Here is an 11,663-nt window from a genome sequence, read left to right as displayed (position 1 = left end):
TTCGCCCGTCCGTCCGGGTAGCCGATCGGCACCCGCCGGATTTCGGCACACGGCTTGCATCCATCCCGGGTAGCCGCCCTGGCATGGACATCCCCGTATGAGCGACTCCATCAGTTCCATCCTCTCGCAGATCCGCAGCTACCAGAGCCAGGTCGGCCAGGCCGCGCCCGCGCAGGTGGCCGATGCCGGGCGCAGCAATGCGATCGAGGGCCTGACCGGGACCCAGGGCACGCAGGGACCTAGCTTCAGCGAGACCCTGCGCAGCGCGCTCAGCGGGGTCAACGAAACCCAGCAGAAGGCCGGCAATCTGGCCAAGGCTTTCGAAATGGGCGACCCCAACGCCGGCCTGGCCAAGGTGATGATGGCCGCGCAACAGTCCCAGGTGGCGTTCCGCGCCACCGTGGAAGTCCGCAACCGACTCGTCCAGGCGTACCAGGACGTGATGAACATGCCGCTGTAAGGTAGACGACGATGGCCCTTGCGCTCAGCAAAGAAACCCTCAACGGCGAAAAGGCAGGTGCCTGGTTCGATCGCCTGCAGAGCCTGCAGATCACCCGTCGCCTCGGCCTGATGGCGATGATCGCGGTGGCTGTGGCCGCCGGCCTGTTCGTGTTCTTCTGGTCGCAGAAGCCCGCCTTCACCCCGCTGTACACCGGCCTGGACGAAAAGGGCACGGCCGAGGCCACCGACCTGCTGCGCACCGCGCAGATCCCGTTCAAGCTCGACCCGACCACCGGCGCGATCACCGTGCCGGAGGACAAGCTCTACGACGCGCGGCTGAAGCTGGCCGGCGCCGGCCTGACCGACACCGGCAACATGGGTTTCGAGGTGATGGAGAAGGACCCGGGCTTCGGCGTCAGCCAGTTCGTCGAGAACGCGCGCTACCAGCACGCGCTGGAGACCGAGCTGGCACGCACCATCGCCAGCCTGCGCCCGGTGCGCGAGGCGCGGGTGCATCTGGCCATTCCCAAGCCCAGCGCGTTCACCCGCCAGCGCGAAGTGGCCAGCGCCTCGGTGGTCTTGGAACTGCGCGGTGGTACCACCCTGGAGCGCAACCAGGTCGATGCGATCGTCAACATGGTCGCCTCCAGCATCCCCGACCTGACCCCGGAGCGGGTCACCGTGGTCGACCAGAGCGGGCGCATGCTGACCATCGCCGATCCGAACAGCGACGCGGCGCTGAACGCGGCCCAGTTCGAGCAGGTGCGGCGCCAGGAAGCCTCCTACAACCAGCGCATCCGCGAACTGCTGGAGCCGATGACCGGCCCCGGCCGGGTCAATCCGGAAGTCAGCGTGGACATGGATTTCTCGGTCACCGAGGAAGCGCGCGAGCTGTACAACGGCGAGCCGCCGAAGCTGCGCAGCGAGCAGGTCAGCGACAGCAGCACCGCCGCGGCCGGCCCGCAGGGCGTGCCCGGCGCGACCAGCAACACCCCGCCAGGCGCCGCCGCGCCAGGACAGCCCGGCGCCGCCGGCACCCCGGGCGCGACCCCGGCCAACACCCAGCAGGCCGCCGCCGCGACCCCGACCGAAAGCTCCAAGAGCGCCACCCGCAACTACGAACTGGACCGCACCCTGCAGCACACCCGGCAGCCGCCGGGCCGGATCAAGCGCGTGTCGGTGGCGGTGCTGGTCGACCACGTGCCGCGGCCGGGCGCCAAGGGCAAGACCGTCGAGCAGGCGCTCAGCGCCGCCGAACTGACCCGCATCGAAGGCCTGGTCAAGCAGGCGGTCGGCTTCAGCGCCGAGCGCGGCGACACCGTGTCGGTGATGAACGCCCCGTTCGTGCGCGAAGCGCCGGAAGCGGCGGACAAGCCGGGTTGGTGGGAAGATCCGCGAGTGATGAACGGGTTGCGCCTGCTGCTCGGCGCGGCGGTGGTGCTGGCCCTGCTGTTCGGCGTGCTGCGCCCGGCGCTGCGCCAGATCGCCGGCCCGGCGCCGGCCAAGAGCAAGGACAAGGCCGAACCGCACAGCGCCGACGTCTCGATGCTCGACGACGAAGACCCGCTGCTGCCGTCGCTGGCCGAGGACACCGCCCGCATCGCCGGCGGCGCGCGTCCGGCGATCGCCCTGCCCGACGCCTACGAGGAGCGTCTGCGCCTGGCGCGCGAAGCGGTCAAAGTGGATTCCAAGCGTGTTGCGCAAGTCGTGAAGGGATGGGTCGCCAATGAAGCCTGATGCAAGCGCGATGAACGGTACCCAGCGCGCCGCCGTGCTGCTGCTGTCGCTCGGCGAAGCCGACGCGGCCGAGGTGCTCAAGCACATGGATCCCAAGGAGGTGCAGAAGATCGGCATCGCCATGGCGACCATGAGCGGCATCTCGCGCGACCAGGTCGAGCAGGTCATGGACGAGTTCAATTCCGAACTCGGCAGCAAGACCTCGCTGGGCGTGGGTGCCGACGACTACATCCGCAACGTGCTGGTGCAGGCGCTGGGCGCCGACAAGGCCGGCGGGCTGATCGACCGCATCCTGCTCGGCCGCAACACCACCGGCCTGGACACGCTGAAGTGGATGGACCCGCGCGCGGTCGCCGACCTGGTGCGCAACGAGCATCCGCAGATCATCGCCATCGTCATGGCGCACCTGGACAGCGACCAGGCCGCCGAGGCGCTGAAGCTGCTGCCCGAGCGCACCCGCGCCGACGTGCTGATGCGCATCGCCACGCTCGACGGCATCCCGCCGAACGCGCTGAGCGAGCTCAACGAGATCATGGAACGGCAGTTCTCCGGCAACCAGAACCTGAAGTCGTCCAACGTCGGCGGGGTCAAGGTCGCCGCCAACATCCTCAACTTCATGGACAGCGGCCAGGACCAGGGCGTGCTGGCGGCGATCGGCAAGATCGACGCCGAGCTCAGCACCCGCATCCAGGACCTGATGTTCGTGTTCGACAACCTGGTCGAGCTGGAAGACCGCGCGCTGCAGACCCTGCTGCGCGAAGTCAGCGGCGACCGCCTCGGCCTGGCCCTGCGCGGCGCCGACATCAAGGTGCGCGAGAAGATCACCAAGAACATGTCCCAGCGCGCGGCCGAGATCCTGCTCGAGGACATGGAAGCGCGCGGCCCGGTGCGCCTGGCCGACGTGGAAGGCGCGCAGAAGGAAATCCTGGCGATCGTGCGGCGGTTGGCCGATGAAGGCGTGATCAGCCTCGGCGGCGCCGGTGCGGAGGCGATGGTATGAGCGGCAACGTGGTGCGCTGGCTGGCGCCGGAACTCAACGTGGCACCGCCGTCGGAGCCGCAGTTCGAGGAGCCGTCGCTGCCCGAGGAACCGGTGCTGCGCCCGCCGAGCCTGGAGGACATCCAGGCGATCGAGGCCGCCGCGCAACACGAGGGCTTCGAGCGCGGCCATGCCGAGGGCCTGGCCCAGGGCCAGGCCGAGATCCGTCGCCTGACCGCGCAGATCGAAGGCATCCTGGACAATTTCTCGCGCCCGTTGGCGCGGCTGGAGAACGAAGTGGTCGGCGCGCTCGGCGAGCTGGCCGTGCGCATCGCCGGCAGCCTGGTCGGCCGCGCCTACGAGGCCGATCCGGCGCTGCTGGCGGACCTGGTCGGCGAAGCGCTGGACGCGGTCGGCGGCGCGCGCCGCGAGGTCGAGGTGCGCCTGCACCCGGACGACATCGCCGCGCTGACCCCGCTGCTGGCGCTGATGGCCGACGGCACCCGGCTGGTGCCGGACCTGACCCTGAGCCGCGGCGACCTGCGCGTGCACGCCGAAGCGGTGCGCATCGACGGCACCCTGGAAGCGCGCCTGCGCGCGGCGCTGGAAACGGTGATGCGCAAGTCCGGAGCGGGCCTGTGAGCGCGCTGTCCGGCACCCACCCGGCCGACTGGCTGGACGCGCGCAACCTGCGCCTGGCCTCGCGCCTGGGCCAGCTCGACCTCGACGCCGCCGCCGGCCGCGGCCTGATCCGCGAGGGCATCCTGCGCCGCGCGGTCGGGCTGACCCTCGAAGCGGTCGGCTGCGAAGCGCCGATGGGCGCCACCTGCAAGGTCGAGGTCGACGGCGGCTGGGTCGATGCCGAAGTGGTCGGCTTCTCCGGCGAGCGCACCTCGCTGATGCCCAGCGCCGAAACCCATGGCCTGCTGCCCAACGCGCGGGTGGTGCCGGTGCGCCGCCGCGGCGGCGTGGAAGTGGGCGAAGGCCTGCTCGGCCGGGTCATCGACTCGGACGGCGTGCCGCTGGACGGCAAGGGCCCGATCCGCGCCGAGGGCTCGGTGGGCATGGCCGGCGTGTCGATCAACCCGCTGGCGCGCGAGCCGATCACCACCCCGCTGGACGTCGGCGTGCGTGCGATCAACGCGCTGCTGCCGATCGGCCGCGGCCAGCGCGTGGGCCTGTTCGCCGGCTCCGGCGTCGGCAAGTCCACCCTGCTCGGGATGATGACCCGCTACACCGCCGCCGACGTGATCGTGGTCGGACTGATCGGCGAACGCGGCCGCGAAGTGCGCGATTTCGTCGAGACCACGCTGGGCGAGGAAGGCCTGCGCCGCGCGGTGGTCGTCGCCGCCCCGGCCGACCGCCCGCCGCTGGCGCGCCTGCATGGCGCCTACCGCGCCACCGCGATCGCCGAATGGTTCCGCGACCAGGGCCTGAACGTGCTGCTGCTGATGGATTCGCTGACCCGCTTCGCCCAGGCGCAGCGCGAGATCGGCCTGTCGGTCGGCGAACCGCCGACCACCCGCGGCTATCCGCCGTCGGTGTTCGCCAAGCTGCCGGCGCTGGTCGAGCGCGCCGGCAACGGCGCCAAGGGCCGCGGCTCGATCACCGCCTTCTACACCGTGCTGACCGAAGGCGACGATCCGCAGGATCCGATCGCCGACGCCGCGCGCGCCATCCTCGACGGCCACATCCTGCTCTCGCGCCGCGTCGCCGACAGCGGCCTGTACCCGGCCATCGACGTCGAATCCTCGGTCAGCCGCGTGGTCCAGGACATCGCCGACGAACCGTGGCGGCTGCGCATCCGCGCGCTGAAGCGGCTGGTCTCGGCGTACTCGTCCAACCGCGACCTGATCACCATCGGCGCCTACCAGCGCGGCAACGATGCGGCCGTGGACGAGGCGCTGGAGCGGTGGCCGGAGATCATGGAATTCCTCGGACAGGATGTCGCCAAGGCCGCAGATCTGCCCCACAGCCAGGCCGCATTGAAGCGCCTGGTCGAACGTGAGAACTAAGCCATGATGCAATCACAGCGTATCGATCCCCTGCTCCGCCGCGCCCAGCAGCACGAGGACGAGGTCGCCCGCGACCTGGCCGAGCGCCAGCGCGCGCTGGAGACCCACGAATCGCGGCTGGAAGAACTGCGCCGCTACGCCGAGGAATACGCCAACAGCCAGATGGCCGCGACCAGCCTGGCGCAGCTGGCCAACCGCCGCGCGTTCCTGGACCGCCTGGAGAGCGCGGTGCAGCAGCAGTGCCAGACCGTGGACCGCAACCGCGAGAAGGTGGAGATGGAACGCAGCCGGCTGCTGCTGGCCAGCCGCGACAAGCAGGTGCTGGAACAGCTGGCGGCCAGCTACCGCGCCCAGGAACGCAAGGTCGACGACCGCCGCAGCCAGCGCGAGATGGACGACCTCGGCGCGCGCCGGGTGCGCCTGGCGGTGGCCGCAGCCGACAGCGACACCGAACACGGAGACAACCGATGAACACCGCACTTTCCGCACTGGGCGGCAGCGGCCGCGCCAGCATCCCCGGCGGCGGCGCCGACGCGCAGGGCCCGGACCGCAACGGTGGCCAGGATTTCGCCGCGCTGCTCGGCAACGACAACGCGAACGCAGCGCCGAAGCCGGCGCCGCGCCCCAGCACCAAGTCGCAGCAGGCCTCTGCCGACAAGGACGCCGCATCCAAGCGGCCCGAGGCGGCGGACGACGCCGCCAGCGAGCCGGCGCGCAGCGCGCAGGCCGGCGCGCAGGCCGCGGGCGACAGCGAGAAGAGCAGCGAGGAGACCAAGGCGCCGGCCAAGAGCGCCAAGGCCGACGCCAAGCAGGGCGAGGACAGCGAGGAAGACGCCGGCTGGCCGCCGGCCGGCCTGGCCGGCATCGGCCTGGGCCTGTTGCCCGTGCTCGGCGCGGCGCTGCCCGCAGTCAGTGCCGGCCCGCTGGGCGCGGCCGCCGGGCTGGCGATCGGCGTGGCCGGCGCCGCGGCCAAGGGCGTGGCCGCGCTGCTCGGCGGCGACGCCCTGGCCGCCGGCACCGACCCCGCAGCCGCCGCTGCGGGCGCGACGACCGCGGCCACGCCGGGCGCGACCGGGGCCAGCGCCGCGGTCGCCGCCGGCAGCTTCGGCGGCATGCTGGCGCAGGTCGCCGGTGCCGCCGCACAGGCGGCGGGCGGCGGCGATGCCGCGGCACCGGTGGCGGCGCTGGCCAGCGCGGTCGCGGACAAGGCCACCGACAACGGCGGCGCTGCCGCCGGCACCGGCACCGATCCGGTCAACCTCGTGGGACCGGCGGGAATCCACGCCCCGTCGCGCACCGCGGACGCGGCCGCGCCGTTCACCGGCTCGCCGACCCCGACCCCGCAGCTGCACGGCGACAACTTCGACGACGCGATGGGCGCGCGCATGAGCTGGCTGGCGGACCAGAAGATCGGCCACGCCCACATCAAGCTCAGTCCTGCCGAGCTCGGCCCGGTCGAGGTGCGCCTGCATCTGAACGGCGACCAGGTCAACGCCAGCTTCAGCAGCGCCCAGGCCGACGTGCGCCAGGCGCTGGAGAACAGCCTGCCGCGGCTGCGCGAGATGCTCGGCCAGCATGGCTTCCAGCTCGGCCAGGCCGACGTCGGCCAGCAGCACCAGCACGCCGCGCAGAACGCCCCGCAAGGCACCGCGCCGGGCGGCGGCGAAGCCGGCAGCGACGAGCTGCTGGGCAGCGTCGGGATTCCGTCGGCGGTCCTGCGCCAGCGCGGCCTGCTCGACGCCTACGCGTAATCCGGCCGCACCGCCGCGGTCGCCGCGGCGCGAACCGCTCCCCGCCCGGAGCGGCTTCGGCCGCGACGGGCATCGCCGACAAGGCCCTTCGGGACTGGAGTTCCTCCTGAAAACCGGCCTCGGCAACCGGCCGTCGCGGCCCCCGTCAAATATCCGGCAAGCCACTGCTGCCGTTTCGGCACACCGATTGCATCCCTGGGGGCAGAGTCCCCCTTCAAGGAGCCAATCCGTGGCAGCTGCAGCCGACAAATCGAAGAAACCCGCCGACGCCAAGGATGCCCCCGAGGGCGGCAAGTCGAAGAAGAAGCTGCTGATCATCCTCGCCGCCGCGGTGCTGGTGCTCGGCGGGGGCGGCGCCGGCGCCTGGTTCTTCCTGAAGAAGCCCGACGACGCCCACGCCAAGGCCGCGGCCAAGACCGCCGAACTGCCCAAGCCGGCGCAGTACTTCGCGATGGACCCGGCGTTCGTGGTCAACCTCAACGGCAGCGCCGAAGACGGCCCGCACTACCTGCAGATGGAAGTGCAGCTGATGACCCGCGACCCGGAAGAACTGAAGCTGATCACCGAGAACGCCCCGGCGATCCGCGCGCACCTGCTGATGCTGTTCTCGCAGGTGCAGGCGCAGGACATCGCCGACCTCGCCGGGCGCAAGAAGCTGCAGGCCGCGGCGCTGGCCGACGCGCAAAAGCTGATGACCGCCGAGACCGGCAAGAAGTGCGTCGAAGAACTGCTGTTCACCAGCTTCGTGACCCAGTAAGGCGCCGCCGCGATGACCGACCTGCTTTCCCAAGACGAGATCGATGCGCTGCTGCATGGCGTCGATGCCGGCGCGGTGGACACCGGGCCGGCACCGCCGGCGCCGGGCGAAGCGCGCCAGTACGATTTCTCCAGCCAGGACCGGATCATCCGCGGGCGCATGCCGACCCTGGAGATGGTCAACGAGCGCTTCGCGCGGCTGTGGCGGATCGGCCTGTTCAACCTGATCCGGCGCTCGGCCGACCTGTCGGTGCGCGGCATCGACCTGATCAAGTTCAACGACTACATGCACTCGCTGTACGTGCCCAGCAACCTCAACCTGATCAAGTTCAAGCCGCTGCGCGGCACCGGCCTGATCGTGTTCGAGCCGACCCTGGTGTTCACCGTGGTCGACAACTTCTTCGGCGGCGATGGCCGCTACCCCACCCGCATCGAAGGCCGCGAATTCACCCCGACCGAGATGCGGGTGATCCAGCTGATGCTCAAGCAGACCTTCGCCGACCTGCACGAGGCCTGGGCGCCGGTGATGGAAGTGGAGTTCGAGTACCTCAATTCCGAGGTCAACCCGCACTTCGCCAACATCGTCACCCCGCGCGAGTACGTGGTGGTCAGCCGCTTCCATGTGGAACTGGAAGGCGGCGGCGGCGAGATCCACATCACCCTGCCGTATTCGATGCTCGAGCCGATCCGCGAACTGCTCGACGCCGGCATCCAGAGCGACCGCGTGGACCGCGACGAGAGCTGGAACGTGATGTTGCGCGAGCAGCTCAATACCGCCGAGGTCACCATCTCCAGCGTGCTGGCGCAAAAGCAGATGACCTTGCGCGAGCTGACCCGGCTGAAGATCGGCGACGTGCTGCCGATCGACCTGCCCAAGCAGGTGCCGTTGTGCGTGGAGAACATCCCGCTGTTCACCGGCGAATTCGGCATCTCGCGCGGCCAGAACGCCGTGAAGATCACTTCGAACCAACCCCCGGGCGCGCTGCGCCGCCGCCCCGCCTTCCAGGAAGACGCGTCATGAGCCAGAACGACATCCCCGAGCCGATCCCGACCCAGTTCGACAGCCTGCAGCCGGAGTCCCATGGCGGCATCGGCAACGACCTGAACCTTGACATGATCCTGGACGTGCCGGTGACGCTGTCGCTGGAAGTCGGCCGCAACCGCATCCCGATCCGCAACCTGCTGCAGCTCAACCAGGGCTCGGTGGTGGAACTGGAGCGCGGCGCCGGCGAACCGCTGGACGTGTACGTCAACGGCACCCTGATCGCGCACGGCGAGGTGGTGACGATCAACGACCGCTTCGGCGTGCGCCTGACCGACGTGGTCAGCCCCACCGAACGCATCCGGAGACTGCGGTGAGCCTATTGCTCGCGGCCGCCACCCAGGCGGCCAAGTCCGCCTCGGGCGTCGGCAGCGCCGCGCCGTCGCCGCCCAGCCTGTTCGGTGCGGTGCTGGCCCTGCTGCTGGTGCTCGGCCTGATCCTGGGCATGGCCTGGGTGCTCAAGCGCCTGCCCGGCAGCGGCTTCCGCCCGGCCGAAGGGCTGCGCGTGGTGGCCAGCCTGGCGGTCGGCGCCAAGGAGCGCGTGGTGGTGGTCGACGTCAACGGCGAGCAGTTGCTGCTCGGGGTGTCGGCCGGCGGGGTACGTACCTTGCATCGCTTGCCCGAGCCGCTGCCGCAGGCACCGGCGCCGTCGCTGCCGAACCTCAAGCAGCTCAAGAACCTCCCCGATTTCGCCCAGCTGCTGGCGCAGAAGCTGCGCAAGGACAAATGATCATGTTGCTTCGTTGGAACCGTTACGCGCGCGGCCTGCGCCTGCTGTTGATCCTGCTGACGCTGAGCCTGCTGCCGGCGCTGGGCTGGGCCCAGGCCGCACCCGCCGCGGCGCCGGCCACGCCGGCACCGGCCGCGCAGAACGCCGCGCCGACCCTGCCGTCGCTGCCGCAGGTCAACGTCGGCAAGGTCGGCGCGCAACCGGTGAGCCTGCCGCTGCAGACGCTGCTGCTGATGACCGCGATCACCCTGCTGCCATCGATGCTGCTGGTACTGACCGCGTTCACCCGCATCACCATCGTGCTCGGCCTGCTGCGCCAGGCGATGGGCACCGGGCAGACCCCGTCCAACCAGGTGCTGATGGGGCTGGCGCTGTTCCTGACCGCGCTGGTGATGATGCCGGTGTGGGAAAAGGCCTGGGGCCAGGGCATGAGCCCCTACCTCAACGGCCAGATCGATTTCCAGACCGCATGGACCCTGACCACCCAGCCGTTGCGCGCGTTCATGCTGGCGCAGGTGCGCGAGGCCGACCTGATGACCTTCGCCGGCATGGCCGGCAACGGCACCTACAGCGGTCCCGACGCGATCCCGTTCCCGGTGCTGGTGGCCTCGTTCGTGACCTCGGAACTGAAGACCGCCTTCGAGATCGGCTTCCTGATCTTCATCCCGTTCGTGATCATCGACCTGGTGGTGGCCAGCGTGCTGATGTCGATGGGCATGATGATGATGTCGCCGATGCTGGTCTCGGCGCCGTTCAAGATCCTGCTGTTCGTGCTGGTCGACGGCTGGGTGCTGACCGTCGGCACCCTCGCCGCCAGCTTCAACGGAGTCTGAGCCGATGAGTCCCGAACTGGCCTTGACCGAACTGCGCGGCGGCCTGATCACGGTGCTATGGGTGGCCGGCCCGCTGCTGCTGTCGATGCTGGTGGTGGGCGTGGTGATCGGCGTGTTCCAGGCCGCCACCCAGCTCAACGAGCCGACCATCGCCTTCGTCGCCAAGGTGGTCGCCCTGACCGCGATGCTGTTCGCCACCGGCAGCATGCTGCTGGCGCACCTGGTCGAGTACACCACCATGCTGTTCCAGCGCATTCCGCATCTGATCGGGGGCTAGGCGTGGCTGGCGAGAACGGGACCGGGGACCGGGGACCAGGGACCCGGAAAAGCAGGGGCAGCCTCGGGGCTTTCCCGATACGCGCTCTTCGGGTCCCCGGTCCCCGGTCCCCGGTCCCCGCCCTGGTCCCCGCCTGATGGATTCGGCAACCCAGATGGTCATCGATGGCCAACAGGCCTTCGCGATGGTCGGCGCGATCCTGTGGACCATGCTGCGCATCGGCGCGATGCTGATGGTGATGCCGCTGGTCGGCACCCGCGCGGTGCCGGCGCGGATCCGGGTGATGCTGGCGGCGACGCTGGCGATGGCGCTGGCGCCGCTGCTGCCGCCGGTACCGGACTGGGACGGATTCGATGCCGCGGTGGTGCTGAGCGTGGCGCGCGAGCTGGCGGTCGGGGCGAGCATGGGCTTCATGCTGCGGCTGATCTTCGAGGCCGGCGCGCTGGCCGGGGAACTGGTGTCGCAGAGCACCGGCCTGGGCTTCGCGCAGATGGCCGATCCGTTGCGCGGCGTCACCTCCGGGGTGATCGGGCAATGGTTCTACCTGGCCTTCGGCCTGCTGTTCTTCACCGCCAACGGCCACCTGGCCGTGGTGCAGCTGCTGGTGGACAGCTACAAGGCGCTGCCGATCGGCAATGCGTTGCCGGACGCGCAGGCGATGGCCTCGGTGGCGCCGGATTTCTTCATGAGCATGATGCGCGGCGCGGTGACCCTGGCGCTGCCGGTGATGGTGGCTATGCTGGCGGTGAACCTGGCCTTCGGCGCGCTGGCCAAGGCCGCACCGGCGCTGAACCCGATCCAGCTCGGCCTGCCGGTGGCGGTGGTGCTCGGCCTGGCGCTGCTGGCGGTGCTGGTCGGGGAAATGGGACCGCCGGTGCAGCGCCTGTTCGATGCCGCCTTCGACGCCGCCCGGCAAGTGACCGCCTAGGCGCACTCGCGCAAGCGGGTCCGCGCGCCATTCAAGCCCCGCCCCGCTGCGCCGATACCCTTGTTCCAGGGGTGTTGCAGGTGCAGCGCCCACCGTCGCGCAGCGCCTTCCGGGGACGCCAGTCATCGCCGTGCCGATCAGCCACCCGCCGTCGTCGCCCTCCCCGCCGCGCGCT

At 70.5% G+C, this 11,663-nt stretch carries 14 protein-coding genes; all 14 read left to right on the top strand.

Going from position 1 to position 11,663, the window contains the following annotated elements; genetic code table 11:
- Positions 1-97: 97 nt before the first annotated feature.
- Positions 98-460 carry a flagellar hook-basal body complex protein FliE gene (gene fliE, locus NUG20_RS10515; protein ID WP_263398254.1) on the top strand — a complete coding sequence of 121 codons (363 nt, stop codon included), beginning with the start codon at positions 98-100 and terminating at the stop codon, positions 458-460.
- A gap of 11 nt (positions 461-471) precedes the next feature.
- Positions 472-2,178: a flagellar basal-body MS-ring/collar protein FliF gene (fliF, locus tag NUG20_RS10510; RefSeq protein ID WP_263398253.1), complete on the top strand. Its 1,707-nt coding sequence runs from the start codon at positions 472-474 to the stop codon at positions 2,176-2,178.
- A gap of 10 nt (positions 2,179-2,188) precedes the next feature.
- Positions 2,189-3,178, top strand: coding sequence for a flagellar motor switch protein FliG (fliG, locus tag NUG20_RS10505; RefSeq protein ID WP_263398454.1), 990 nt, complete (start codon positions 2,189-2,191; stop codon positions 3,176-3,178).
- Entirely contained in the window at positions 3,175-3,798 is a 624-nt protein-coding gene (locus NUG20_RS10500; protein ID WP_263398252.1) for a FliH/SctL family protein, read from the top strand. Before fliG ends, NUG20_RS10500 begins: the two co-directional genes overlap by 4 nt.
- Positions 3,795-5,171 carry a FliI/YscN family ATPase gene (locus NUG20_RS10495; RefSeq protein ID WP_263398251.1) on the top strand — a complete coding sequence of 459 codons (1,377 nt, stop codon included), beginning with the start codon at positions 3,795-3,797 and terminating at the stop codon, positions 5,169-5,171. The genes NUG20_RS10500 and NUG20_RS10495 overlap by 4 nt, the downstream gene beginning before the upstream one ends.
- Positions 5,172-5,174: 3 nt before the next feature.
- Positions 5,175-5,642: a flagellar export protein FliJ gene (fliJ, locus tag NUG20_RS10490; RefSeq protein WP_263109388.1), complete on the top strand. Its 468-nt coding sequence runs from the start codon at positions 5,175-5,177 to the stop codon at positions 5,640-5,642.
- Positions 5,639-6,922, top strand: coding sequence for a flagellar hook-length control protein FliK (locus NUG20_RS10485; protein WP_263398250.1), 1,284 nt, complete (start codon positions 5,639-5,641; stop codon positions 6,920-6,922). The genes fliJ and NUG20_RS10485 overlap by 4 nt, the downstream gene beginning before the upstream one ends.
- 229 nt (positions 6,923-7,151) lie before the next feature.
- On the top strand, positions 7,152-7,679 hold the full coding sequence (locus NUG20_RS10480; RefSeq protein ID WP_263398249.1) for a flagellar basal body-associated FliL family protein: 528 nt from the start codon (positions 7,152-7,154) through the stop codon (positions 7,677-7,679).
- Between the two features lie 12 nt (positions 7,680-7,691).
- Positions 7,692-8,699, top strand: a complete 1,008-nt coding sequence (fliM, locus tag NUG20_RS10475) for a flagellar motor switch protein FliM (RefSeq protein WP_263398248.1) — start codon at positions 7,692-7,694, stop codon at positions 8,697-8,699.
- Positions 8,696-9,037: a flagellar motor switch protein FliN gene (fliN, locus tag NUG20_RS10470; protein ID WP_263398247.1), complete on the top strand. Its 342-nt coding sequence runs from the start codon at positions 8,696-8,698 to the stop codon at positions 9,035-9,037. The genes fliM and fliN overlap by 4 nt, the downstream gene beginning before the upstream one ends.
- Positions 9,034-9,450 (top strand): flagellar biosynthetic protein FliO, encoded by a 417-nt coding sequence (fliO, locus tag NUG20_RS10465; RefSeq protein ID WP_263398246.1) that lies wholly within the window; start codon positions 9,034-9,036, stop codon positions 9,448-9,450. The genes fliN and fliO overlap by 4 nt, the downstream gene beginning before the upstream one ends.
- A gap of 2 nt (positions 9,451-9,452) precedes the next feature.
- Positions 9,453-10,283 (top strand): flagellar type III secretion system pore protein FliP, encoded by an 831-nt coding sequence (fliP, locus tag NUG20_RS10460; protein WP_263398245.1) that lies wholly within the window; start codon positions 9,453-9,455, stop codon positions 10,281-10,283.
- A gap of 4 nt (positions 10,284-10,287) precedes the next feature.
- Positions 10,288-10,560, top strand: a complete 273-nt coding sequence (locus tag NUG20_RS10455) for a flagellar biosynthetic protein FliQ (RefSeq protein WP_263398244.1) — start codon at positions 10,288-10,290, stop codon at positions 10,558-10,560.
- Between the two features lie 136 nt (positions 10,561-10,696).
- On the top strand, positions 10,697-11,488 hold the full coding sequence (fliR, locus tag NUG20_RS10450) for a flagellar biosynthetic protein FliR (protein ID WP_263398243.1): 792 nt from the start codon (positions 10,697-10,699) through the stop codon (positions 11,486-11,488).
- Positions 11,489-11,663 lie beyond the last annotated feature (175 nt).

Source organism: Xanthomonas sp. CFBP 8443, assembly GCF_025666195.1.
GTDB lineage: Bacteria > Pseudomonadota > Gammaproteobacteria > Xanthomonadales > Xanthomonadaceae > Xanthomonas_A.
Note: the sequence above shows the minus strand (reverse complement) of the source record. Positions and strands in the feature narration are given on the sequence as shown.

Coding starts and splice junctions, on each gene's coding strand:
- fliE (WP_263398254.1), top strand. CDS start 98: ATGAGCGACTCCATCAGTTCCATCCTCTCGCAGATCCGCAGCTACCAG.
- fliF (WP_263398253.1), top strand. CDS start 472: ATGGCCCTTGCGCTCAGCAAAGAAACCCTCAACGGCGAAAAGGCAGGT.
- fliG (WP_263398454.1), top strand. CDS start 2,189: ATGAACGGTACCCAGCGCGCCGCCGTGCTGCTGCTGTCGCTCGGCGAA.
- NUG20_RS10500 (WP_263398252.1), top strand. CDS start 3,175: ATGAGCGGCAACGTGGTGCGCTGGCTGGCGCCGGAACTCAACGTGGCA.
- fliJ (WP_263109388.1), top strand. CDS start 5,175: ATGATGCAATCACAGCGTATCGATCCCCTGCTCCGCCGCGCCCAGCAG.
- NUG20_RS10485 (WP_263398250.1), top strand. CDS start 5,639: ATGAACACCGCACTTTCCGCACTGGGCGGCAGCGGCCGCGCCAGCATC.
- fliM (WP_263398248.1), top strand. CDS start 7,692: ATGACCGACCTGCTTTCCCAAGACGAGATCGATGCGCTGCTGCATGGC.
- fliN (WP_263398247.1), top strand. CDS start 8,696: ATGAGCCAGAACGACATCCCCGAGCCGATCCCGACCCAGTTCGACAGC.
- fliP (WP_263398245.1), top strand. CDS start 9,453: ATGTTGCTTCGTTGGAACCGTTACGCGCGCGGCCTGCGCCTGCTGTTG.
- NUG20_RS10455 (WP_263398244.1), top strand. CDS start 10,288: ATGAGTCCCGAACTGGCCTTGACCGAACTGCGCGGCGGCCTGATCACG.
- fliR (WP_263398243.1), top strand. CDS start 10,697: ATGGATTCGGCAACCCAGATGGTCATCGATGGCCAACAGGCCTTCGCG.